Here is a 25,616-nt window from a genome sequence, read left to right as displayed (position 1 = left end):
ATAATGGAACGAGCAATATTTGCAGGAGGCTGCTTCTGGTGTATGATCCAACCTTTCGATACGCTTCCGGGTATTCATACAGTGATGTCAGGATATACTGGAGGACACGTACCAGATCCAACTTATGAACAAGTAAAAAGCCAAACGACTGGACATACGGAAGCAGTGGAGATTATCTATGATCCAACATTGATTTCATATGAACAGTTAGTAGAACTTTACTGGCAGCAAACGGATCCGACTGATGCTTTCGGACAATTTGAGGATCGCGGCGACAATTATCGTCCGGTCATCTTTTATTTGACAGAAGAACAACGGATCATTGCTGAAAATAGTAAGAAACAATTAGCTGAAAGTGGACGTTTCGAACAGCCAATCGTTACGAAAATCGAACCAGCCCAACCATTTTATCTAGCAGAAGAAGACCATCAAGAGTATTATAAAAAGCATCCTGAAAATTTTAAAAGAAACCATGCACGCCGGGCTGCCTTTATTGAAGAAAATTGGAGGAACGAAGGGTGAATCGAAGCTTTTTTCACTATTTAATGACACTGCGAGGCGGTGGTGCACATGATACTTTATCTATTTTTGCTACAGAAGCCGGTAAAGATATCCAATTCCCTAAGCACAGCTCTAGCTACGAAGAAATTTCTAGTTATCTAGAATTGAATGTCGACTATTTGCCATCCATGGATATTTTTGACGAAGCTTGGGAAAAATATTTAGAGAACAATCATGACTTATAAAAATTGGCTTTCCATTTATGATCCAAGCGCTTTTTGTCCAACAGCTTGATAGAAAGAATTATTTTTATTTCAGCTATCTAGTCGCATTTTTTTGATATTTTTCTTATAATAAAGAAAGAAGGAAAAAACGAAGGATGGATTGATAGAGATTGACAAAAAAACAACGCTATATTGATCGCTTCTGGCTTATATTCAAATACTTACTTGTTTCTGGATTCATTGCGTTCATGTTGCGGGGATTTTTGTTCATCCCTGTACCAGTAGAAGGCAATTCAATGGAAAATGTGTTGAAACAAGGCGACATGGTTGTGATGGAAAAATTTTCGGAGATCAGACGATTTGATATTGTTGTTTTTCAATTAGCAGATGGGACGATTTATATCAAACGAGTGATTGGGCTTCCAGGAGAAAATGTTAGCTACCAAAATGATCAATTGAAGATCAATGGAAAAGTAGTGAAGGAGCCTTATCTAACTAAAAACATAAAGTCAGATCATGCAAATGCATCCTATACGACGGACTTCACACTACAAGAACTGACGGGACAATCGAAGCTTCCCGAAGATAGTTATTTTGTACTTGGAGATAATCGAAGAGTTTCAAAAGATAGCCGCTCATTTGGTACGATCAATAAAACGGATATTTTAGGTAAAGCAAGATTCGTTTATTATCCGCTTGATGAAATAAAATGGATTCAGTGAGAAACAATAAAGAGGTTGTGACCATTCTTTTGTCACAACCTCTTTATCGTTTGGTCCAAAATCAGCATATTACCTTAGTAGATAAAATCAAACAGCTCGTTTAAACACTTTTCTAGCCTCTAAAGCTTTGATAAATGAATAAACAACCGTTATTTGAATAGGGATCTGAATCATATTCCTGATAACCCTACCTAGAAAAATCACTTTGAAATCTGCACCAAACAAAACAGACATCAGCCAAGAATTGATAAAAAGGCTAACTGGAATCATAATCAATAGTTGGGCAGCGATGACGGAAAGCAGGTTTATCTTTTTATGATATAAAAATAAGCCATTGATAAACCCACCAAGGAATGCTGTGATAAGAAAAGCAACTTGAAACGTACCTGAACCAAATATTGTGAAATTCAAAGTGTTCGACAACGTTTCAAGCAAACCAGCCCAGATCGGCCCATATAGATAACCCATAAGTGCCATACTTAAAAATCCGAATGTGACTTGAAAATAAGCAGGACCAATCGCTATCTTGTATAAGATGACATCAAGAGCTAATAAAAGGGCAGAAGTCGATAACAATCTTGCATTCATTTCGGGCAATCTAAAAACGTCTTTTGCAATCAAAGTGTTCAAAATATTCTCTCCTTTGTCAGTTAATAAGAAAAGGATACCATAAAATCGCCAAGGTGTCATGACACCTTGGCGATTTACAAAAATAACCATCCAACAACTAATAAAATGAGAAGAAGACTGCTTTTATAAACTGTAAAAAAGGCAATTGTACGATCGAAAAAAATAGAGGTGGAGAATACTTATCGCATCATCCATCTCTATTTTTTTGTTATAAAAACGTCAGTTTCGTTATCTGCTTACATCTTCATCCATACGGGTTCTAATGTGTTTCCATCCAAATCTTGGACTTCTAATGAAAACATTTCTTCTTCAGGTATTCCCATATCGACTTCGTGGAAAGCACCACCATTTTCTTTTGCAATTTGAGCGAATTTTTTTACTTTATCCGCGTTGTCCATACTAAACGAAATCAAAGCGCCACTTGTTTTTTTATTATCGGCTATTTCTTTATCTTTTATAAATTTTTTATAAAAATCATGAGAGAGGAGCATCACCCAAAAAGTGTCATCCCACACCATTGAACTAGCTTCTTCAGTAGAGAATTCTTCGTTTTTTTTAAACCCAAGCTTTTCATAAAAAGCAACGGAACGATTGACATCGGCAACAGGAAAATTAACAAAAACCATACTATTCATTTGTTTCGTCTCCTTTCTGCATTGTTCGTCTATCATCTCTTATTTAGGAAGCGCTGTCGAAAAATCAGACTCGTATACAGAAATCAAAATAAAAAATTTACATCATCAAAAAAGAGAAGATGTGATAGAATGAGGACTGGTTCACTTTCACTTAACTAATAGATAGGATTTTTTATAATAGAAAAAAGTGAATATATATTGAAAAATAAAAAACAAGTAAAGTCGGAGAATATTCCGATATGAAAGGAATGGAGAGAACAATGACCATCCAATGGTTTCCAGGACACATGGCAAAAGCCCGACGAGAAGTTTCTGAAAAAATGAAATATGTGGACATCGTATTTGAATTGGTAGATGCACGTTTACCTTTATCTTCTCGTAATCCAATGTTAGATCAGATCATTCAGCAAAAGCCTCGGCTTGTTTTGTTGAATAAAGCGGATCTGGCAGATCCACAACAGACAAAGCTGTGGCAAGAATATTTTCGTAAGCAAGGCCACCTTGCGTTAGCTATCACGGCACAAGAAAGTAAAGGAATCAAAGGGCTAGTACCTGCAGCCAAAGAAGCGTTGAAAGAAAAACGAGCAAGAGACGCTGCTCGTGGGATCAAGCCTCGCGCTATTCGGGCAATGGTATTGGGTATTCCGAATGTTGGAAAGTCTACGTTGATGAATCGACTAGTAGGCAAAAAAATTGCTCAGACAGGAAATAAACCAGGTGTAACAAAAGGTCAGCAGTGGCTTCGTTTGGGTAACGAGTTGGAATTGTTAGACACACCAGGGATTTTATGGCCCAAATTTGAAGATGAAGAAATCGGCAAAAAACTAGCGCTGACAGGCGCCATCAAAGACCAACTTGTCCATTTAGATGATTTGGCGATTTACGGATTGGACTTTTTTGCCCGATATTATTCAGGAAGAATCAGCGATCGTTATGGTTTGCCAATCGAGCAAGAAGAAAAATTGGCACCGGAATTGCTGATGGATATCACAGCAAAACGTGGGTATAAAGAAGACTATGATCGTGGCAGCGAATTAGTCGTGCATGATATCCGTCAAGGAAAACTTGGTCGATACACATTGGATCGTTGCGAAGAAATGGAGCAAAAAAGCGATGACTGAATCCATCCAAAGTATCAAAGAACGATTGAAAAGCATACAGAGAATAGATGATCCTACACTAGAATCATTGAGGAACGATCCACGCAAAGGCGTACAGCAAGCGCTAGTTTCTTTTGAACGACGATTGAAAAAAGAGGCATTGATCAAGGAAAAATATGAAGAAATGTTTTGCTTTGAAAAACAAGGGTACGCACAAGGTCACCAATGGATTGCCGGCATTGATGAAGTAGGAAGAGGACCGTTAGCTGGACCTGTCGTGGCAGCTGCAGTTATCTTGCCGAAAAATGAGATCATATTAGGGCTGAATGATTCAAAACAGTTATCAGAGAAAAAACGAGAACTTCTTTCTCAACAAATTCAAGAAAAAGCTTTGGCCATCGGGATCGGAATCATTGATCAGCAGACAATCGATGAAGTGAATATTTATGAAGCAAGTAAATTGGCGATGATCCAAGCAGTAGAAAACTTGTCTATTGCACCAAGCTATTTGTTGATCGATGCGATGACCTTGGATTTGTCTATACAGCAGGAAAAAATAATCAAAGGGGATGCACGATCTGTGTCGATTGCGGCTGCAAGTATCATTGCTAAAGTATATCGAGACCAATTGATGAAAGAATATGACGTGCTTTATCCTGGGTATGGTTTCTCGCATAATGCAGGCTATGGAACAAAGGAACATTTAGAAGGACTTGAAAGACAAGGGATTACGCCAATCCATCGCAAAAGTTTTGCACCTGTAAAAAAATATTTACAATAAAAAACAGCCGCTTTTACGTATCTTATTAGAAAGAGAGACGAAAGGCGGTTTTATGATGTATCAAATAGAAGAGAATTTATTGAAACTTGCTTATGCAAAAGGAATTAGTAGCCAAGGGAAATGGGCACTTGCTAACTGGATGATGCAGTATCCTTACAAAGAAATCGGATTTGAAGACGTCGTTAAGATAAGAAAAATCACCGCACATCGGGAGCTGTTCCGTACAAGTTGGCATGAAATTCACGATAATTGGGGCAAAATCCAATTGAAACAGTCGTTTATTACTTGCTTTGATCCCAACTATCCCCCTCAGTTGCTTCACTTGACCTATCCGCCAATTGTCCTGTTTTACAGTGGTGACCTATCTTTACTTTCTTGTAATATGTTAAGCGTTGTTGGTGGAAGACGTACTTCTGCTTTAGCCAAAAAAACAGTGTATTATTTACTAAAACCAGTGGTAGAAGCTGGATATGTAATCGTCAGTGGCTGCGCGAAAGGGATAGATACCTACAGTCACCAAGCAGCAATCTCTCATGGTGGACGGACAATCGCGGTCATTGGAACAGGGATAGAGCAAGTCTATCCTGCTGAAAATCGTGACCTGCAAGAGGTGATTGCAAATGATCATCTTCTTTTGAGTGAATATCCTCCTCAATCCGGCCCGAAAAAGCATCGTTTTCCAATGAGAAATCGTATTATCGCAGCTTTGTCTAAAGGAACATGTGTCTTTGAAGCCAAGAAAAAAAGCGGCTCTCTGATAACAGCCCAGCAAGCATTGGATCTTGGAAGAACAGTTTTTTCTGTTCCAGGAAATATTTTAACAGAACATTCTGCCGGATGTCATCATTTGATCCAAGACGGTGCAGTTTGCACGGTTTCGGGTGAAGATATCTTGGCAGAATTTAAAGAATAACACCATACTTTTCATTTGCTTTTCTTGACAAACGTTTTCTGAATGGATATGATTAGCTACGATTTGTATGAATCCTCTTTTAATAGTAGGAACACGACAATGGAAAGGAGTCCATTCAGTAATGGCGTATAAATATTTAGTGATTGTAGAATCACCTGCAAAAGCCAAGACGATTGAGAAATATCTTGGACGAAACTATAAAGTAATGGCCAGTGTTGGTCATATAAGAGATTTACCGAAAAGTAAAATGGGTATCGATTTTGAAAACAATTATGAACCCCATTATATTTCTATACGCGGAAAAGGCGATGTCATCAAAAGCCTGAAAGCCGCAGCAAAAAAAGCTCAAAAAGTTTACTTGGCAAGTGACCCGGATAGAGAAGGAGAAGCAATTGCTTGGCATTTAGCGTACCTACTTGGGTTGGATCTGAAAGAAAAAAATCGGGTGGTCTTCAATGAAATCACAAAAGATGCAGTCAAAGCAGCCTTTAAGGAACCAAGAACGATCGATGTAGATTTAGTAGATGCACAGCAAGCTCGTCGTACCTTAGACAGAATCGTTGGTTATTCGATCAGCCCTATTCTTTGGCGCAAAGTCAAGAAAGGGTTAAGTGCAGGACGTGTCCAATCTGTCGCTTTAAAAATTATTATTGACCGTGAAAAAGAGATTCGAGAATTTGTTCCAGAAGAATATTGGAGCATCGACGGTAATTTTAAAAAAGCTCGCAAGAAATTCAAAGCAAATTTCTGGGGAATCGACGGTAAGAAAAAGAAGTTACCAGATGCACAAAGTGTAAAAGAAGTCACTGCTAGAATTGATGGAACAGACTTCGAAGTAAAAAAAGTAGAAAAGAAAGAGCGCAAAAGAAACCCTGCGAATCCTTTCACTACAAGTAGCCTGCAACAGGAAGCTGCCCGTAAATTAAACTTTCGAACAAGAAAAACCATGATGGTAGCACAACAATTATATGAAGGAATCACTTTGGGTAAACAAGGAACAGTCGGCTTGATTACATACATGCGTACTGATTCTACCCGGATTGCCGATACAGCAAAAGCAGAGGCCGCAGCATTTATTGAAGATACGTATGGAAAAGAATTTTCTAGACATGATCACCGAAAGATCAAAAATGCTCAAGGCGCACAAGATGCCCATGAAGCTGTGCGTCCAACGAGTGTGCTTCGTACACCAGAAGAACTCAAACAATATTTAGATAAAGATCAATTGAAACTTTATACATTGATCTGGTCACGTTTTGTGGCTAGTCAGATGACGCCGGCTATTTTAGATACAATGAAAGTAACATTAGAACAAAATGGTGTGATCTTCATTGCGAACGGTTCAAAAATCAAATTCAAAGGATTCATGCAAGTGTATGTGGAAGGTAGAGACGACGGCAAAGAAGAGAAAGAAAATATTCTTCCAGAACTTGAAGAAGGCGATGTCGTCCAATCTGTTGATATTGAACCAAAACAGCATTTTACTCAACCACCTGCACGTTTCAGTGAGGCTACGTTGATTCGTGCACTAGAAGAAAACGGGGTAGGGCGACCTTCCACTTATGCACCAACACTTGATACGATCCAAAGACGCTACTATGTAAAATTGACACAAAAAAGATTTGAGCCGACAGAATTAGGAGAGATTGTCAATTCGCTGATCTGTGAATTTTTCCCTCAAATCGTCGATGTCCATTTCACAGCAGAAATGGAAGGAGATTTGGATAAAATCGAAGAAGGCACGGAAGCGTGGGTCAAAGTAGTCGATCGTTTCTATAAACCGTTTGAAAAAGAACTGACGAATGCGGAAGAAAAAATCGAAAAAATCCAAATCAAAGATGAACCAGCAGGATTCGATTGTGATGTCTGTGGACATCCGATGGTGATAAAATTAGGGAAATACGGGAAGTTTTATGCTTGTAGCAATTTTCCTGATTGTCGGAATACCAAACCAATCGTAAAAGAAATCGGTGTGACTTGTCCAGTATGTCATGAAGGGCAAGTTATCGAACGAAAATCTAAGAAAAACAGACTGTTCTACGGTTGTTCTCGTTTTCCAGAATGTGAATTCACTTCTTGGGATAAACCAGTGGGCAGAAATTGTCCAAAATGTGATGGATATCTGGTTGAGAAGAAAGTCAAAGGTGGCAAACAAGTAGTCTGTGTAAATGGAGACTACGAAGAAGACATCCAAAAATAATAGAAAAGAGGTTCTTTCATTGAAAATGGTAAATGTTGTTGGAGCAGGACTTGCCGGAAGTGAAGCTGCTTGGCAGATCGCACAAGCAGGAGTACCTGTCCGTTTATATGAAATGCGTCCAGTCAAATCGACTGAGGCGCATCACACAAGTAATTTTGCTGAACTAGTATGTTCCAATTCACTAAGAGGAAATAGTTTGGCTAACGCAGTAGGATTATTGAAAGAAGAAATGCGACGATTGAATTCAGTAGTAATCACTTCGGCAGATGAAACAGCAGTGCCAGCTGGTGGTGCTTTAGCTGTTGACCGAGATTCTTTTTCTGAAACGATTACCCGAAAAGTCAAAGAGCATCCATTAGTAACAGTGATAAACGAAGAAATTACTGAAATACCAGAAGGAATCACCGTAGTAGCAACAGGACCGTTGACTTCTCATCCATTGGCAGAAAGTATCAAAGCATTCAATGGTTCAGATGGTTTTTATTTCTACGACGCAGCTGCACCGATCGTAGACAAAGCTACGATCGATATGGATAAAGTATATTTGAAGTCCCGCTATGACAAAGGAGAAGCAGCTTACTTGAACTGTCCGATGACAGAAGAGGAATTCAAAGCTTTCCATGAGGCACTAATCAATGCCGAAGTGGCAGAACTTAAATCTTTTGAAAAAGAAAAATATTTTGAAGGATGTATGCCAATCGAAGTAATGGCACAGCGTGGTTTCAAAACAATGCTTTTTGGTCCTATGAAACCAGTTGGGCTGGAAGATCCTAAAACTGGCAAACGTCCTTATGCTGTTATCCAGCTACGTCAAGACAATGCTGCAGCTTCTTTATACAACATCGTGGGCTTCCAAACTCACTTGAAATGGGGCGAGCAAAAACGTGTTTTCCGGATGATTCCTGGATTGGAAAATGCTGAATTCGTTCGCTATGGTGTTATGCACCGAAATAGCTTTATGAATTCGCCAGAATTACTGAAACCGACGTATCAATCAACGAAACGCGAAGATTTGTTCTTTGCAGGTCAAATGACTGGTGTAGAAGGCTATGTTGAAAGTGCAGCAAGTGGATTACTTGCTGGAATCAATGCGGCACGCTTAGCAAAAGAAATGGAACCAGTCGAGTTTCCACAAGAAACAGCTATTGGAAGCATGGCTTATTACATTACTCATGCGGAAGGAAAACATTTCCAACCAATGAATGCCAACTACGGTCTATTTCCTGAATTGCCGGAACGCATTCGAGACAAAAAAGCAAGATATGAAGCAATTGCCCAACGTGCTTTAAAAGCTAATGAGACAATAAAAAAAGAATTAGAAAAACAGCAGTCCCAAATGAGTGAGCAAACTCGATGAAGAGGGCGAGACGGATAGTCTCGCTCTTTTTCTTGCGTTTTCCTTAAGGATTTCTCAAACAAAATGTGAGGAATTGCATTAATTGTGAACAAACTTAGAAATATTGGTTAAATTCTGACAATTTATTTGTCTTTTTGTAGACGCTGTGCTAAATTATTCTCTGGGACAAAAGGAAGGTGAGAAAATGACGGAAGCCACGTGGGAACAAAAATTTTTGCGTTATTTGATTGTCGAAAGAGGATATTCAGAAAAAACGAAAGAAGCATATGAAGAAGATATTCTCCATTTTAAACATTTCTTGGAGGAATCTGGAGACGCTGATCTGCTGAAGGCGGAATACTTTACGGTTCGTGTCTATTTGAGTGCATTAGCTGATCATCGCCCCAGCTATAGCAGAAACTCTATCAGTCGCAAGATAGCTAGCCTACGTTCGTTTTATCAGTACCTTCTCAAAGAAGAAGTGATAAAAGAAAATCCATTTTCTTACGTTCATCTCAAAAAGAAAAATTTGAGATTGCCACGCTTTTTTTATGAAAATGAAATGCAAGCACTTTTTGACAGCGTAGCAGGAGACAGTCCTCTAGATTTGAGGAACCGCGCTTTGCTGGAAGTCCTTTACGGATCTGGTATCCGTTTAAGCGAGTGTAGTAATCTGTTGGTATCAGACGTTGATTTTGATTCAGAGGTCATGTTGATTCATGGTAAAGGAAACAAGGAGAGATACGCGCCGCTAGGTTCTTTTGCCCAAGATGCTCTACAAGAATATTTCACAGAAGGCCGTCAGGTATTGATGACAAAATACCACGAAGAGCATGATATTGTTTTTGTGAATCATCATGGAAAACCAATCACGCCTACTGGTATTGAATATGTCTTGAATCAGATCATCAAAAAAAGCAGCTTGGATAGCGATATCCATCCCCACATGCTGCGCCATACATTCGCCACTCATTTATTAAATAATGGGGCAGATTTGCGGACAGTCCAAGAATTGTTAGGACATGCCAATTTATCAACTACCCAGATCTATGCCCATGTAACAAAAGAAAGTCTACAAAAAAACTATCGTTCATTCCATCCAAGAGCGTAAAATAAGGAAAAGAACAAATTTAGGAGGAAACAAACATGGTCGAATCACCATTTCATTCAACCACAATCTGTGCTGTCGAAAAAGACGGAAAATTTGCCATGGCTGGAGATGGCCAAGTAACAATGGGTGAATCTGTTGTCATGAAAGGTACAGCAAAGAAAGTACGACGTATCTACAATGGAGAGGTTGTTGTAGGTTTCGCCGGAAGTGTCGCAGATGCGTTTACTTTAGAAGAAAAATTTGAAGGCAAATTGAACGAATACAATGGAAATCTGCAACGTGCGGCTGTTGAATTAGCTCAAGAATGGCGGACACAGCAATCTATGCAAAAACTTGAAGCGATGCTGATCGTAATGAATGAGAAAGAAATGCTTCTTGTTTCAGGTACAGGAGAAGTGATTACGCCAGATGATGGCATCTTAGCTATCGGATCAGGCGGGAATTTTGCATTGGCCGCAGCCCGAGCAATGAAAAATTATGCTCAAAATGACATGAGTGCGAAAGAAATTGCAGAAAATGCGTTAAATATTGCCGCAGACATCTGTATCTTTACTAATCATAATATTATCGTAGAAGAACTGTAAGAGGTGAGTAAATATGTATGAATTGAAACAAACACCAAGACAAATCGTAAGTGAATTAGACGAGTACATCGTAGGACAGCATGCAGCAAAAAAATCTGTTGCCGTCGCTTTGCGTAACCGCTACCGCCGTTTGCAGTTAGATGAAAAAATGCAACAAGATATTACACCCAAAAATATGCTGATGATCGGACCTACAGGGGTCGGTAAAACAGAAATCGCGCGACGCTTGGCCAAAATCGTCAATGCACCATTTGTCAAAGTCGAAGCAACAAAATTTACTGAAGTCGGTTATGTTGGAAGAGATGTAGAATCAATGGTCCGGGATTTAGTGGAAAATGCGATCCAAATCGTAGAAAAAGAGCAATACAGCCGTGTATACACAAGTGCTAAAAAAAATGCTGAAAAACGTTTGGTAAAAATCTTAGTGCCTGGTATAAAAAAAGAACAGAAACAATCCACTAATCAATTTGAACAAATGATGAATCTTTTTAATGCTAGTCAGCAAAACAATGCTGAACCACAAGAAGAAGTGACAGAAGATATTCGGATCAACCGCCGTACAATTTTGGAACAACTACAAAAGGGATTACTGGACAATCGTGAAGTAACCATTGAAGTCGAAGATCAAAAGAAACCTGCACCAATGATGAACAATGGATTGGAGCAAATGGGGATCGACCTAAATGAAACGTTAGGTGCTCTAACACCGAAGAAAAAAGTGGAACGGACGGTAACAGTCAAAGAAGCTTTAGAGTTATTAATCAAAGAAGAATCAGCAAAACTAGTCAAGGATGCTGATATCCATAGTGAGGCAATCAAATTAGCGGAAGAAAGTGGGATTATCTTTATCGATGAAATCGATAAGATTACTTCTAAATCACAGCAATCTGGAGAAGTATCCAGAGAAGGCGTCCAAAGAGACATATTGCCAATTGTCGAAGGTTCACAAGTAAACACAAAATACGGGATCATTCAAACAGATCACGTCCTATTCATTGCTTCAGGAGCTTTCCATTTGTCTAAACCAAGTGATCTAATTCCAGAACTTCAAGGACGCTTCCCAATACGGGTAGAATTAGATGATTTGACAGCTGAAGATTTTGTGAAAATTCTGACTGAACCGAATAATGCTTTGATAAAACAATATGTAGCATTGATTGGTACAGAAAATGTGTCAGTTACATTTACAAAAGAAGCAATTGAACGGATCGCTCAAATTGCTTTCGATGTCAATCGTGACACAGATAATATCGGTGCACGTAGACTGCACACTATTTTGGAAAAATTATTAGAAGACCTATTATTTGAAGCACCAGATATGCAAATGGGTGAAATAACGATCACAGAAGCATACGTTGATGACAAACTTGGCTCAATTGCGGCAAATGAAGATTTAAGTCGCTATATTTTATAAAATCGGAGGACGACAATGACAGACTTGCTAACGAAAACTCGCAAGATAAACACACTTTTGCAGCAAAAGAATACTTTTGACATGCAAGCAGATTTGCCTTACGATAAAATGGCTGTCACATTAGGTGGTATTCTTGACAGCAACACCTATATCATAGGAAGTGACGGAGTATTACTAGGTTACAATGAACGCCACGATGTGAATAATGAACGAATCAAATCAATGTTTGTTGAGAAACAATTTCCTGAATCTTACACTGATACAGTGGCACAGCTGATGAAAACTGAAGCTAATATCCCGATTACAAGTGATATCACTGCGTTTCCGGTAGAGTCAAGAGAAAAATACCCATTTGGTTTGACGACTGTCGTTCCAATCTTTGGAGCTGGCGAACGTCTGGGGACGATCATTTTGTCTCGCATGGAACAATCGTTTGCAGATGACGATCTCGTCTTAGCAGAATATGGAGCTACGGTTGTCGGTATGCAGATCCTTTATCAGAAGTCTCGAAGTATCGAAGCTGATGTACTGAGTGCGACGGCTGTTCAAATGGCAATCAACACATTGTCTTACAGCGAGTTAAAGGCTGTACAAGCCATTTTTGAAGCGTTGGATGGAGATGAAGGACGTTTGACTGCTTCTAATATCGCCGATAGCATCGGAATCACTCGTTCTGTGATCGTCAATGCTTTACGAAAATTGGAATCAGCTGGAATCATTGAATCTCGCTCGTTAGGCATGAAGGGAACTTATTTAAAAGTATTGAATTCCCGTTTTAAAGAAGAATTAGCAAAACATAGTTATTAGAAACAAGGGACTGGGGCGGATACAGATGTTTGCTCCAGCCTTCCCATTTTAAAAAGTAAGTCGAAGTTGGAGGAATGGCAATGACTGTTATTATTCAAAATGACCAGCTGATCGCTGAAATCGCTGAACACGGTGCGGAATTGATCAGTTTAAAATCAAAAGAACACGGTTTAGAGTATATCTGGCAAGGTGATCCAGCGTATTGGGGCAGACATGCACCAGTTTTATTCCCTTTTGTTGGACGTTTAAAAGATGACCAGTATGTTTACCAAGGGAAAACATATCAAATGGGACAACATGGATTTGCCCGAGATATGGATTTTGAAGTCATTGAACATGGACAAGAAATGGCTAGTTTCATCTTGCGGAGTACACCGGAGACATTAGAAAAATATCCTTTTGATTTTGAATTAGTGATTAGTTATGAATTAGGAGGAGACGGTATCACGGTCCATTACCAAGTAGCAAATACAGGTGAAGAAGAAATGTTCTTTTCTATCGGTGGACATCCTGCTTTCAATGTACCTCTTGAAGAAGGATTGTCATTCGAAGACTTTTATCTAGCATTTTCTCCATTGAAATCAAGATTACGCCTACCTTTAAAAGGCCCATTCATTGATATGGAACAAAAGACGTTAGGACAGACAAATACGAATCTGGCTTTGAATCGTGAACTTTTTGATCAAGATGCATTGGTTTTTGAAACAAGAGGACTAAATGCGTACGCCATTCGGAGTGAAAAATCTTACCATAGCATAACTTTAAGCTATAAAGATATGCCTTATGTAGGAATCTGGTCTCCTTATCCAAAAGAAGCCCCTTTCGTGTGTATCGAACCATGGTGTGGAATTGCTGACACGGTGAATAGCAGTGGAAACTTGATGGAAAAAGTAGGAATCAATCAACTAGGTGCCCATGAAATCTTCAAGACAAAATATTCGATCACAGTGAAGTAAGAGGGTGTAAAAAGCTATTCTACATCAAGTAATAAGAGGTTGTGACAGAAGTGGTCAGCTTCTGGAATACCGTTTGTTCGAAAAAAGGGAGTGTGACAAATCCATGTCACACTCCTGTTTTATCTCTTTGGACTGAAAAAATGTCAGGATTTTTTCTTGCTGCTGTTCAAACCAAATGGGATTCGACTTTCCGTATGGTTTCTGATACGCTTGATATTGTCTTTATGACGATAGAAGATAAAGGAAGAGACTAAAAAGGCAATGATCGTCAGCAACCAATTGGGCTTAGCCAAAATCACAGGAGCTACATAAGGAAGGACGATCGTGGAGAAAGTGATCAACGCTGCACTGATCATACTGCTCAAACTCACCATACTTGTACAAAATAGACTAACGATAAAAATGATACAGGAATAAACAAAAAATACAGGATTAAATCCTAAAAGCATTCCTGCACTTGTCGCAACAGCTTTTCCTCCTTTAAACCCAGCAAATATCGGAAATGTATGACCAAGAATCGCACATACCCCAAACCAAAGAGGGTTAATCCCAGAAAGGTGAAAAATCATCGGCAGACAAGTAGCCAATGTACCCTTTAAAATATCCATAAGAAGGACAACAATCCCGGCGGTTTTGCCTAATACCCGAAATGTATTGGTGGTTCCAGTATTACCGCTCCCATGTTGCCGGATATCTTTTTTGAAAAACAATTTGCCAATCCAGACGCCGGAAGGAATAGAACCTAAAAGATATGCTAAAATAAGTAATAAGATCAATTTCATTTTTTACCCTCTCTCAAGTTGAAAACTATCCTTTATTTTAGCATGAATAGGTAACAGGAACAATTGAAAAAATGAAAGATAGAAGTATAATAGATGAAATAAAAAGAAAAGCAAGGGGTGACAGAAATGTCTATAAAAAATCCAACACAAGAAACGATTTTTAACTATTTGAAAGAAGCAAAAAATATTGCCATCGTAGGCTTGAGTAATAAACCAGAGCGAACAAGTTACATGGTTGCACAGGTATTGCAAGACAATGGATATAAAATCATACCAGTAAATCCATTATTGGCTGGTGAAGAAATTCTAGGAGAGAAAGTCTATGCAAATTTAACAGAAATCGATGATTCAATCGATATCGTAGATGTATTTAGACGGAGCGAATTTTTACCTGAAGTAGCAGCTGATTTTTTGAAAACCGATGCTAAAGTGTTTTGGGCACAACTAGGGATCGAAAACGAAGAAGCAGATGAGATGCTAAGAAAAGCAGGACGCACAGACGTCGTAATGGATCGCTGTATCAAGATTGAACTTGGTAAGTTGAAAGAAAACCAAAAATAAAAATGACCACAAAGAAGAGATGATCGATAGAGAGGAATGTCGAAAAAGCGGTTAGGAGATAATTAAAATTGATTTCTCATCTAACCTCTTTTTTTTCACGACCTTTTCTAGTATGATAATCGTGGTGCGGTTTTGCCGCAAAGTATTATTGAAGGAGCGTTTGCCTTGGCAAAAAAAGTAAACAACGAATATAATGACTCGTCCATCCAAGTATTGGAAGGATTAGAGGCAGTTAGAAAAAGACCAGGGATGTACATTGGATCCACTGACAGCCGAGGCTTGCATCATTTAGTCTATGAAATCGTCGATAATGCAGTTGATGAAGCATTATCAGGATATGGCAGTGAGATTGATGTGACCATCCATGAAGACAATAGTATAACTGTTGCAGATAGCGGACGTGGGATGCCTGTAGGGATGCATGCTTCCGGTATCCCAACAGTTGAAGTGATTTTTACTGTGCTGCATGCTGGCGGAAAGTTTGGTCAAGGAGGATACAAAACTTCTGGTGGGCTTCACGGTGTAGGAGCCAGTGTGGTAAATGCCTTATCGAAATGGCTGACTGTAACAATCGTTAGAGATGGCGTAGAGTATCAGCAGAAATTTAAAAACGGCGGTAAACCTGACGGTACGTTGAAAAAGATAGGAAAAACAAAAAAAGCAAATGGGACGATTGTCCATTTTTTACCAGACGATACAATATTCAGTACAACAAAATTTTCATATGAAATTTTAGCCGAACGGTTAAGAGAATCTGCCTTTCTTCTAAAAGGCGTTAAAATCTCACTTTCTGATCTTCGGGGAGAAGAACCAGTCAAGGAAGTTTTCCATTATGAAGAAGGAATCAAAGAATTTGTTGATTACCTGAATGAAGAAAAAGATACATTGACACCGGTCGTTTATTTTTCAGGAGAAAAAGAAGGTATCGAAGTAGAGGTCGCTTATCAATACAATGACGGGTATTCAGAAAATGTCTTATCTTTTGTCAATAATGTTCGAACAAAAGATGGTGGAACCCATGAAGCTGGAATGAAAGCGGCAATGACGAAATCTTATAACGAATATGCGAGAAAAGTCGGCTTGCTGAAAGAACGGGACAAGAATCTGGAAGGTAGTGATTTCAGAGAAGGATTAGCTGCTGTTCTCTCTATCCGTGTACCTGAAAATCTTCTGCAATTTGAAGGTCAAACGAAAGAAAAACTTGGTACGCCAGTTGCTCGAACCGTAGTAGATAACGTCATCAGTGAACAAATGGGCTTTTATTTGCAGGAAAATAGCGAAATGAGCCAGATGTTGGTCCGTAAAGCAATCAAAGCGAGAGAAGCGAGAGAAGCAGCACGTAAAGCCAGAGAAGAAAGCCGAAATGGAAAGAAGCGTAAAAAAGGCGAATCTCTTCTTTCAGGAAAATTGACACCCGCACAATCCCGAAATCCTAAGAAAAATGAATTGTATTTAGTCGAAGGGGATTCTGCCGGCGGATCTGCTAAACAAGGAAGAGACAGAAAGTTCCAAGCAATTCTACCTTTACGAGGAAAAGTCATCAATACCGAAAAAGCAAAAATGCAAGATATCTTGAAAAATGAAGAAATCAATACGATGATCTATACGATTGGTGCAGGAGTCGGCCCTGAATTTTCTATCGAAGACTGTAATTACGACAAAGTAATCATCATGACCGATGCGGATACAGACGGCGCCCATATTCAAGTATTACTGCTTACTTTCTTTTATCGTTATATGAAACCGCTGATTGAAGCTGGGAAAGTATATATCGCGTTACCACCTTTATATAAAGTATCCAAAGGACAAGGGAAGAAGCAAGTCATTGAATATGCGTGGACAGATGACGAATTGGCAGCAATGATTAAAAAAGTCGGCAAAGGATATATGCTACAGCGATATAAAGGACTTGGAGAGATGAATGCGGAACAATTGTGGGAAACAACGATGGATCCAACTTCCCGTACGTTGATTCGCGTCCGTATCGACGATGCTGCGCAAGCTGAGCGTCGAGTAACCACACTAATGGGTGACAAAGTAGAACCTCGAAGAAAATGGATCGAAAATCACGTACAATTTACGTTGGAAGAAGATGGCAGTATCTTAGATAAAAAAGAGGATACTGAAATCTCTCCTTCAGTTTCTAATGAATTATTAGATGAAGAACGAGCAGATAAAAAAGAAGACAATCAGTTATTTGAAGTAGAATAGGAGGTCACCTGATGGAAAATCGACAAGAAGTACAAGAATTAACTTTAGAAGAAGTGATGGGTGACCGCTTCGGACGTTATTCCAAATATATTATCCAAGAACGTGCACTGCCTGATATCCGTGATGGATTGAAACCAGTGCAACGCCGGATATTATTTGCCATGAACAAAGATGGCAATACGTATGACAAAGGATTCCGTAAATCAGCAAAATCTGTCGGAAATATCATGGGGAATTATCATCCTCATGGTGACAGCAGTATTTATGAAGCGATGGTCCGCATGAGCCAAGATTGGAAGTTGCGGGAAGTACTGATCGAAATGCACGGGAATAATGGGAGTATGGACGGTGATCCACCTGCTGCGATGCGTTATACTGAAGCCAGATTATCCAAGTTAAGTGGAGAGATGCTAGCAGATATCGAAAAAGAAACAGTCGATCTCGTGTGGAATTTTGATGATACAGAAAAAGAACCAACAGTCCTTCCAGCTCGATACCCAAACCTTCTAGTCAATGGATCGACAGGTATATCTGCTGGATATGCGACAGAAATCCCGACTCATAACTTAGCTGAAGTGATCGACGGCACAATCTATATGATCGATCATCCACAAGCGAGCCTTGAAAAATTGATGGAATATATTCCTGGACCTGACTTTCCAACAGGAGGGATCTTGCAAGGGAAAGATGAAATCAAAAAAGCTTATGAAACAGGGCGAGGAAAAGTTATTCTTCGTTCGAAAACAAAGATAGAAGCAATGAAGGGCAATAAACAGCAAATCGTGATCACTGAAATCCCATATGAAGTAAATAAAGCGACGTTGGTGAAAAAAATGGATGAGATCCGTTTGAATAAGAAAATCGATGGAATAGCTGAAGTACGAGATGAAAGTGATCGAACTGGTCTGCAAATTGTCGTTGAATTGAAAAAAGATGCCAATGCTCAAGGAATTTTGAATTATTTGTTCAAAAACACTGAGCTACAGATCAATTACAATTTTAATATGGTCGCTATCGATCATATGACTCCGCACCAAGTTGGACTGAAAGACATTTTAAGAAGTTATATCGAGCATCGAAAGCAAGTCATAACAAAACGCAGCCAATTCGATTTAGCCAAAGCTCAAAAAAGACAGCATATCGTGGAAGGCCTGATGAAAGCTTTATCGATTCTGGATGAAGTAATCGCAACGATTCGTGAAAGTAAAGACAAAAAAGATGCTAAAAAGAATTTAGTCGATGTTTTCCAATTTACAGAAGAACAAGCAGAAGCAATCGTCACATTGCAACTATACCGTTTGACGAACACAGATATCACAGAGCTTCAAAAGGAAGCCGAAAGCTTGATTGCACAAATCACAGAGTTGAATAAAATCCTTTCAAACGACAAAGAGCTTTTCTCTGTTATGAAAAAAGAATTGCGAGAAGTGAAAAAAAATTACTCTTCCGCTCGTCTGACGACAATCCAAGACGAAATCGAAGAAATCAAAATCGATACGCAAGTTTTAGTGGCGCAAGAAGACGTAATCGTCAGTGTGACGCGAGAAGGCTATGTGAAGCGAACAAGCCTTCGTTCTTATAGTGCTTCGAAACCAGAAGAAATCGGGATGCGAGAAGGCGATTACTTGCTGTACTCAGGTGAATTGAGCACATTGGACCATGTTCTTCTGATTACGAATAAAGCAAATGTGATCTACCGTCCTGTTCATGAACTACCCGATTTGAAATGGAAAGATGCTGGCGAACACATTTCTCAAACAATCTCCAATCTGTCTGTAGATGAATCGATCTTAGCTGTTTTCCCATATCAAAAAATCCAAGCAGAAAAAACATTTGTATTCATCAGCAAGAATGGATTGATCAAGCAAACACGAATGACAGAGTTCGAACCATGGCGCACCTATAAGAGCCGTCCGCTCAGCTGTATGAAGCTAAAGGCGGAAGAAGATGAACTTATTGCTGTATATCTGAAAGAAGATCAGCCAGGCTTAGATGTGTTCTTAGTAACGCATCAAGGAATGGGCTTGCGCTATCCTTTAACAGATGTTCCCGTTGTTGGAGCAAAGGCAGCTGGAGTGAAGTCTATGAATTTGAAAGATGGAGATAGGATTGTCAATGGGCTGCTTGTGTTAGCAGACGGAGATACGCCAATCGTAATCGTTACTCAGCGAGGAGCCGTGAAACGCATGCTTGCTCAAGAAATCAGCCAAACTTCACGTGCGAAGCGGGGAGTGACGGTCATGCGTGAGCTGAAAAAAAATCCGCACCGTATTATCTATATGTCGGAAGGAAGATCAAAAGAAATAACCTTGATGAATCAAAAAGGACAACAGATAACGATTGATCCAACGGATTTTCCTATAGGTGATCGAACATCGAATGGTTCGTTTGCTATGGACGAGAAAAAAGGTGGAGAAGTCATCGAAGTTATCGATGCTCCTGAGATTTTCATTGAATCATAACTGTTATGGTATTTTAGTGAAGAGGGGCCATCTGTATTAATACAGATGGCCCCTCTTTTTCATTCATTTTTAATAAATCCTTATACGTTTGCAAAAAAAGATGAAAGTGTTCACAATGCTTAAATATTGGTAAATCAACGTTACTTGCAATATACATAGATAAAACATAAAAATTGTTAAATAAAAAACAAGAAAACCCTTGCAAAGATAAGGTGCTGTGTTATACTAATCACGTAAAAACTGTTACATAAAACAGAAATTTAGGAGGTCCATACAATGGAGCAATGGAATGGATTTAAAGGTACCAAATGGAAAGAAGGCGTAGACACTAGAGACTTTATTCAAAACAACTACACTGAATATCGCGGTGATGACAGCTTTTTGGAAGGTCCAACAGAAGCAACAGAAAAATTATGGGATGAATTGCAAAAGCTGAATGATATCCAATTCGAACGTAACGGTGTCTATGATATGGACACAGAAATCGTATCAACCATTACTTCCCACGATGCAGGCTATTTGGATAAAGATTTGGAAAAAATCGTCGGTCTACAGACAGACAAACCTTTGAAACAAGCATTCATGCCGTTCGGTGGAATCAATATGGCTAACAATGCGCTGAAAAGCAATGGCTATACACCAAACGATGAATTAACACATATTTTCACTGACTGGCGCAAAACACATAATCAAGGGGTGTTTGATGCTTATACTGCTGAAATGCGTGCAGCTCGTAAAAACAAAATCATTACAGGGCTTCCAGACGCTTACGGTCGTGGACGTATCATCGGCGACTATCGTCGTGTGGCATTGTATGGAATCGACTATTTGATGGAACAAAAGAAAAAAGATCATGATATGACTGGTTATCATACGATGAGTGAAGAAGTGATTCGTTTACGTGAAGAAATCACTGAACAATATCGTGCATTAGCACAAATGAAAGAAATGGCTGCAAAATACGGCTATGATATCTCTAAACCAGCTGCAAATGCAAAAGAAGCTGTCCAATGGTTATACTTCGGTTATTTAGCAGCAATCAAATCACAAAATGGCGCTGCGATGTCAATCGGACGTATCTCAGCATTCCTTGATATCTATATCCAACGTGATTTGGATAATGGAGTAATCACAGAAAAAGAAGCGCAAGAATTGATCGATCACTTAGTAATGAAATTACGTATGGTCAAATTCGCGCGTACACCTGAATACAACCAATTATTCTCAGGATTCCCTATCTGGGCTACTTTATCCATTGCTGGTATGGGCTTAGATGGTCGTTCGTTAGTGACGAAGAATGATTTCCGTCTGCTTCACACATTGACAAATATGGGACCTTCACCAGAACCAAACTTGACTGTTTTGTACTCTGAACACCTTCCAGAAGGATTCAGAACATATGCGAGCCGAATCGCTATTGAAAGTTCTTCGATTCAGTTTGAAAATGACAATCAGCTTCGTGAACAATGGGGTTCTGATGATTGTGCGATTGCTTGCTGTGTATCAGGAACAGTTGTTGGAAAAGACATGCAGTTCTTTGGTGCTCGTGCTAACTTGGCTAAAACACTATTATATGCTATCAATGGCGGGGTCGATGAAGTGACTGGCGCCCAAGTTGGACCAGAATATCGTCCGATCACATCAGAAGTACTAGATTTTGAAGAAGTGAAACATAACTTCATGAATATGATGGATTGGTTAGCAGAACTATATGTCAATACGTTGAACATCATTCATTACATGCATGATAAGTATTCTTATGAAGCAGCTCAGCTTGCCTTGATGGATTCTGACTTGCAACGCACATTTGCTACAGGTATTGCTGGAATCTCTCATGCGGCAGACAGCTTGTCAGCCATCAAATATGCAAAAGTAAAAGCAATCCGTAATGAAAAAGGAATAGCAGTTGATTTTGAAGTAGATGGCGATTTCCCTAAATATGGAAATGATGATGACCGTGCAGATGAATTAGTTTCATGGATCTTGGAATACTTCATGGGACAAATCAAACGTCATAAAACTTACCGCAACTCAAAACCAACAACTTCATTATTGACGATTACTTCAAATGTTGTTTACGGTAAAAATACAGGAAATACTCCTGATGGCCGTGAAGCTGGAAAACCACTTGCGCCAGGAGCAAACCCAAGTTACAATGCAGAACAAAGTGGGTTATTAGCCAGCCTGAACTCAACAGCTAAAATGAATTACGGTTGTGCATTGGATGGAATTTCAAATACCCAAACAATCAATCCTTCTGGTCTTGGAAAAGAACAAGATACAAGAATCGAAAACTTGCGTAATGTCTTAGACGGATACTTCTCAAAAGGGGCTTATCATTTGAATGTCAATGTATTCAGTAATGATCTATTGCGTGATGCAATGGAAAATCCAATGAAATATCCGAACTTGACGATCCGGGTATCTGGTTATGCAGTTAAATTCCGTGACTTGACAAGAGAACAACAACTAGATGTCTTGATGAGAACTTCACACGACAGAATGTAAAAAAGTTTGTGAAACAGCCTTTCGACTCAGTGCCGAAAGATCGTTAGATATCCTTCGCATCATAATCGAATGATCAGTATGCTTATTTGAAAGACACGATTTACAGGGGCAGGACATGTATGTTCCGTCCCTGTAAATTTTACACATAATGAAGCGGTGATTGCGAAAAATTTTGTTCAAAAAGCTTCGCTTCGACAGCTAACTTGTACTTAAAATGAAATCAAAGAAAAGATGTGAATTTAAATGGAAGAAAAAACAATCGGCTATGTTCATTCTATCGAAACTTTCGGTTCAGTAGACGGTCCTGGACTGCGCTTTGTCGTGTTTATGCAAGGATGCCGCATGCGTTGCCAATTCTGTCACAATCCTGATACTTGGAATATTGGCGGAGGGAAAGAGTACTCAGCAGATGAACTTTTAGATAAGGCGGAACGCTTCAGACCTTACTGGGGAGATAAAGGTGGTATTACTGTTAGTGGTGGAGAGCCTCTATTGCAGATCGATTTTTTGATCGAACTATTTAAAAAAGCAAAAGAGCGGAAAATGCATACTACATTGGATACATGCGGAAAACCTTTTACGTATGAAGACCCCTTCTTCTCTCGTTTTCAAGAATTGATGAAGTATACAGACTTACTGTTATTTGATATCAAACACATCGATAATGAAGAGCATAAAAAACTAACGCATTGGGACAATGAAAATATTCTAGAAATGGCTCAATATTTGTCAAAAATTAACAAACCGGTTTGGATTCGCCATGTATTAGTTCCTGAGCGAAGTGATTATGATGAATATTTGATCCGACTAGACAACTTTATCCAAACCTTGTCAAATGTAGATAGAGTAGAGATCCTTCCTTATCATACGATGGGAAAATACAAGTGGGAAACACTTGGTTTGAAATATCCATTAGAAGGAATCGAACCACCTACAAAAGAACGTGTCGAAAATGCTAAACGATTGCTTCATACAGAAGAGTATACAAAATATTTAACGCGATAGAACGCATCGGAAAGAAGTTAAGTATTGCTTCTTTCCGTTTTTTTGCTATTATTAAATAGGAGAAATCACAAAGGAGCGAATGACATGTCAAAAATTATAGTTTTTGGTCACCAAAATCCAGATACAGATGCAATTGGGGCAGCCATTGCCTTTTCACACTTGCAAAATGAATTAGGTAAAGAAACAGAAGCAGTTGCTCTAGGTACACCTAATGAAGAAACACAATACGCATTAGACCACTTTCAATTATCTGCACCACGAGTAGTAGAGTCAGCTAAATCAGAAAATGCAGATGTCATGCTTGTGGATCATAATGAATTCCAACAAAGTATTTCAGATATCAGCGAAGTAAATATTTTGGCTGTAGTAGACCACCATCGTATTGCAAACTTTGAAACAGCTAATCCATTGTACTATCGTGCAGAACCAGTTGGATGTACAAGTACGATCATTTTAAAACTATATAAAGAAAACCAAGTAACGATCCCTAAAGAAATTGCTGGGATTATGCTTTCAGCTATCATTTCAGATACATTGTTGTTCAAATCGCCAACATGTACACCTGAAGACGAAGCAGCTGCAAAGGAACTTGCAGCAATCGCTGAAGTAGATCTAACTGCCTATGGTCTTGAAATGTTGAAAGCCGGAACGAATCTAAGTGATAAATCAGCTGCGGTTCTTCTTGATTTGGATGCAAAAAGTTTCCCAATGGGCAGTTCCAATGTGCGTATCGCTCAAGTCAATACAGTGGATCTGAATGAAGTGATGGATCGACAAGCAGAACTAGAAGCAGCGATGGAAGAAGAAATGAAAGCAAATGGCTACGATTTATTCGTATTAGTTGTCACAAATATCTTAGACAGCGATTCAGAATTACTTGTTGCTGGTAAAGGTAAAGAAAAAGTAGAAGAAGCTTTCCAAACAACTTTGACCAATAACCGAGCTTTACTTAAAGGTGTCGTTTCACGTAAAAAACAAGTCGTACCTCAGTTGACGGCTGTATTCAGCTAATCAAATGGTAGGATGAAGCATTCAAAGTGAATGGGATAAGCGATTGAATAAAAAGAAACACAGAACATACTAAAAGTCTAAGAAGTGGAGGAGAATAACAGTCAAACATGACTCTTGTTCTTCCTCCTTTTTATGTAAAAGTCTTTTAAGTAAAATAAAATGGATAGAAAAGAGAACATATATGAACTATTATTATTCAAAAAATAAGGAAAATTTTTATCAAAAACTGACCGGTGATCCGCTTTTTTCTTTATTGACCGATTATCTATATGAACATCGAGAAAAAGAAACGATTCTAAGAGAATTGAAAAAAGAATTTCCGCAAAACAAATTTTCTCATTTTCTTGATCTGTTGATCGATGCAGGATTAATCAAGAGAGAAGAGCGAAGATATCATTTGAACTTTCCAGTATTTGATCCCAACGATTACTTGCAACAAGTCACTTCGGCTGCTGAAACCATAGCCGACCAATTGAAGAGACTCTCTGTTGCTGAACAAAAATTAGCGATGGGAGAAGTTATTTGGGCGTATTGTTTTGAAGATGAACGAAAAGAAGCATATTTTTATGGAGTAAGAAACAGCCGAGAGACAGAATTGCTGAGAACGACTGCAGGAAATCAGAAGTACCGTTTTATTACACTTTCCTCTAAAGAACACTTCCCGCTTACGTTGGCTAATTATTTTTTTATACAAAAGAATCAGCTTCCTGTAACGAAGGCATTCAAAGAATTAGCCGAACTTATTGGAGATGTAAATGAAGCGTACTTTTTTGATCAAATAGAAGTTATCGTTGACAGGATACGTAAAAATAAATATAAAAATCGTCGGCCTAGTATTTTCCATCAGTCATTACTTGTGACGGATACCATAAAGGAAGAAGAATCATTTACACTAGCATTGCCTATTGTCGAAAAAAACAATCCTGAGATTGAATTTCCAACATTGGATCCTTCATTGACAATGGAGGAAACGGCCTTTCTTAAACGACAAATCTTTTCTGAGTTGAGCAAAAAATTTATGCCGCATGCATTTTCTTATATCAAAGAATATGGAGCAATATAGAACAATATAGAACAGCTTTGGTGAGAAGAATCTAAGAGAGCAGTAAGCTAAAATTATGCTGATTCTTGCAAGAGGAGTCTTTCTCTTCTTTTATAGTTA

22 protein-coding genes and 1 pseudogene are annotated in these 25,616 nt (G+C 38.9%); 20 read left to right on the top strand and 3 right to left on the bottom strand.

The window, feature by feature from the left end; all coding sequences use genetic code 11:
* Nucleotides 1-3: 3 nt before the first annotated feature.
* From msrA to lepB, 3 genes are all read left to right on the top strand, one after another.
* Entirely contained in the window at nt 4-522 is a 519-nt protein-coding gene (gene msrA / locus A5849_RS09805; protein ID WP_002309572.1) for a peptide-methionine (S)-S-oxide reductase MsrA, read from the top strand.
* Entirely contained in the window at nt 519-746 is a 228-nt protein-coding gene (locus A5849_RS09800) for a YozE family protein (protein ID WP_002309571.1), read from the top strand. Before msrA ends, A5849_RS09800 begins: the two co-directional genes overlap by 4 nt.
* Before the next feature lie 149 nt (nt 747-895).
* Entirely contained in the window at nt 896-1,447 is a 552-nt protein-coding gene (gene lepB, locus A5849_RS09795; protein WP_002313873.1) for a signal peptidase I, read from the top strand.
* Between the two features lie 87 nt (nt 1,448-1,534).
* On the opposite strand, the gene A5849_RS09790 is transcribed toward lepB, so the two are convergent.
* Together A5849_RS09790 and A5849_RS09785 are read right to left on the bottom strand one after the other, a co-directional pair.
* Nucleotides 1,535-2,077, bottom strand: a complete 543-nt coding sequence (locus A5849_RS09790; protein ID WP_002313872.1) for a folate family ECF transporter S component — start codon at nt 2,075-2,077, stop codon at nt 1,535-1,537.
* A gap of 236 nt (nt 2,078-2,313) precedes the next feature.
* The gene (locus A5849_RS09785; RefSeq protein WP_002309568.1) at nt 2,314-2,712 is read right to left on the bottom strand and encodes a VOC family protein; all 399 of its coding nucleotides are present in this window, start codon (nt 2,710-2,712) and stop codon (nt 2,314-2,316) included.
* 260 nt (nt 2,713-2,972) lie between these two features.
* Here A5849_RS09785 and ylqF point away from each other — a divergent pair, with 260 nt between their 5' ends.
* The 10 genes and pseudogenes from ylqF (at nt 2,973) to A5849_RS09735 (ending at nt 13,914) form a co-directional block, all read left to right on the top strand.
* Nucleotides 2,973-3,833, top strand: coding sequence for a ribosome biogenesis GTPase YlqF (ylqF, locus tag A5849_RS09780; protein WP_002309567.1), 861 nt, complete (start codon nt 2,973-2,975; stop codon nt 3,831-3,833).
* Complete coding sequence (locus A5849_RS09775; protein WP_002309565.1) at nt 3,826-4,593, top strand: ribonuclease HII; 768 nt, start codon at nt 3,826-3,828, stop codon at nt 4,591-4,593. Before ylqF ends, A5849_RS09775 begins: the two co-directional genes overlap by 8 nt.
* A 55-nt stretch (nt 4,594-4,648) precedes the next feature.
* Nucleotides 4,649-5,506, top strand: a complete 858-nt coding sequence (gene dprA, locus A5849_RS09770) for a DNA-processing protein DprA (protein ID WP_002345056.1) — start codon at nt 4,649-4,651, stop codon at nt 5,504-5,506.
* Between the two features lie 121 nt (nt 5,507-5,627).
* On the top strand, nt 5,628-7,706 hold the full coding sequence (topA, locus tag A5849_RS09765) for a type I DNA topoisomerase (RefSeq protein WP_002345057.1): 2,079 nt from the start codon (nt 5,628-5,630) through the stop codon (nt 7,704-7,706).
* Nucleotides 7,675-9,050: pseudogene (gene trmFO / locus A5849_RS09760) on the top strand (FADH(2)-oxidizing methylenetetrahydrofolate--tRNA-(uracil(54)-C(5))-methyltransferase TrmFO). The gene topA and the pseudogene trmFO overlap by 32 nt, the downstream one beginning before the upstream one ends.
* 197 nt (nt 9,051-9,247) lie before the next feature.
* Nucleotides 9,248-10,153, top strand: coding sequence for a tyrosine recombinase XerC (xerC, locus tag A5849_RS09755; RefSeq protein WP_002345058.1), 906 nt, complete (start codon nt 9,248-9,250; stop codon nt 10,151-10,153).
* A gap of 35 nt (nt 10,154-10,188) precedes the next feature.
* Nucleotides 10,189-10,737, top strand: coding sequence for an HslVU peptidase proteolytic subunit (gene hslV / locus A5849_RS09750; RefSeq protein WP_002290221.1), 549 nt, complete (start codon nt 10,189-10,191; stop codon nt 10,735-10,737).
* Nucleotides 10,738-10,750: 13 nt separating this feature from the next.
* Nucleotides 10,751-12,151: an ATP-dependent protease ATPase subunit HslU gene (gene hslU / locus A5849_RS09745; protein ID WP_002313868.1), complete on the top strand. Its 1,401-nt coding sequence runs from the start codon at nt 10,751-10,753 to the stop codon at nt 12,149-12,151.
* Nucleotides 12,152-12,166: 15 nt separating this feature from the next.
* Nucleotides 12,167-12,958: a GTP-sensing pleiotropic transcriptional regulator CodY gene (codY, locus tag A5849_RS09740; protein WP_086310064.1), complete on the top strand. Its 792-nt coding sequence runs from the start codon at nt 12,167-12,169 to the stop codon at nt 12,956-12,958.
* An 80-nt stretch (nt 12,959-13,038) separates the two neighbouring features.
* Nucleotides 13,039-13,914 (top strand): aldose 1-epimerase family protein, encoded by an 876-nt coding sequence (locus A5849_RS09735; RefSeq protein WP_002309552.1) that lies wholly within the window; start codon nt 13,039-13,041, stop codon nt 13,912-13,914.
* 143 nt (nt 13,915-14,057) lie between these two features.
* Here A5849_RS09735 and plsY read toward each other — a convergent pair whose 3' ends face one another.
* Nucleotides 14,058-14,696, bottom strand: a complete 639-nt coding sequence (gene plsY / locus A5849_RS09730) for a glycerol-3-phosphate 1-O-acyltransferase PlsY (RefSeq protein WP_002309550.1) — start codon at nt 14,694-14,696, stop codon at nt 14,058-14,060.
* Between the two features lie 126 nt (nt 14,697-14,822).
* On the opposite strand from plsY, the gene A5849_RS09725 reads away from it, so the two are divergent.
* The 7 genes from A5849_RS09725 to A5849_RS09695 all read left to right on the top strand — a co-directional run bounded on the left by A5849_RS09725 (nt 14,823) and on the right by A5849_RS09695 (nt 25,517).
* Nucleotides 14,823-15,257, top strand: coding sequence for a CoA-binding protein (locus A5849_RS09725; protein ID WP_002309549.1), 435 nt, complete (start codon nt 14,823-14,825; stop codon nt 15,255-15,257).
* Nucleotides 15,258-15,422: 165 nt separating this feature from the next.
* Nucleotides 15,423-17,468: a DNA topoisomerase IV subunit B gene (gene parE / locus A5849_RS09720; RefSeq protein WP_002335004.1), complete on the top strand. Its 2,046-nt coding sequence runs from the start codon at nt 15,423-15,425 to the stop codon at nt 17,466-17,468.
* An 11-nt stretch (nt 17,469-17,479) separates the two neighbouring features.
* A complete protein-coding gene (gene parC, locus A5849_RS09715) occupies nt 17,480-19,930 on the top strand; it encodes a DNA topoisomerase IV subunit A (protein WP_002316184.1) in 2,451 nt (816 codons plus the stop codon).
* A 276-nt stretch (nt 19,931-20,206) separates the two neighbouring features.
* Complete coding sequence (gene pflB / locus A5849_RS09710) at nt 20,207-22,438, top strand: formate C-acetyltransferase (RefSeq protein ID WP_002309546.1); 2,232 nt, start codon at nt 20,207-20,209, stop codon at nt 22,436-22,438.
* 243 nt (nt 22,439-22,681) lie between these two features.
* Nucleotides 22,682-23,443, top strand: coding sequence for a pyruvate formate-lyase-activating protein (gene pflA / locus A5849_RS09705; protein WP_002313865.1), 762 nt, complete (start codon nt 22,682-22,684; stop codon nt 23,441-23,443).
* Nucleotides 23,444-23,527: 84 nt separating this feature from the next.
* Nucleotides 23,528-24,454 carry a manganese-dependent inorganic pyrophosphatase gene (locus A5849_RS09700; protein WP_086310063.1) on the top strand — a complete coding sequence of 309 codons (927 nt, stop codon included), beginning with the start codon at nt 23,528-23,530 and terminating at the stop codon, nt 24,452-24,454.
* 181 nt (nt 24,455-24,635) lie between these two features.
* Nucleotides 24,636-25,517, top strand: a complete 882-nt coding sequence (locus A5849_RS09695; protein ID WP_002309543.1) for a DUF1803 domain-containing protein — start codon at nt 24,636-24,638, stop codon at nt 25,515-25,517.
* Nucleotides 25,518-25,616: the final 99 nt, after the last annotated feature.

It is taken from the genome of Enterococcus sp. 10F3_DIV0382, from assembly GCF_002140245.1.
In the GTDB taxonomy this organism is placed as follows: domain Bacteria; phylum Bacillota; class Bacilli; order Lactobacillales; family Enterococcaceae; genus Enterococcus_B; species Enterococcus_B lactis.
Note: the sequence above shows the minus strand (reverse complement) of the source record. Positions and strands in the feature narration are given on the sequence as shown.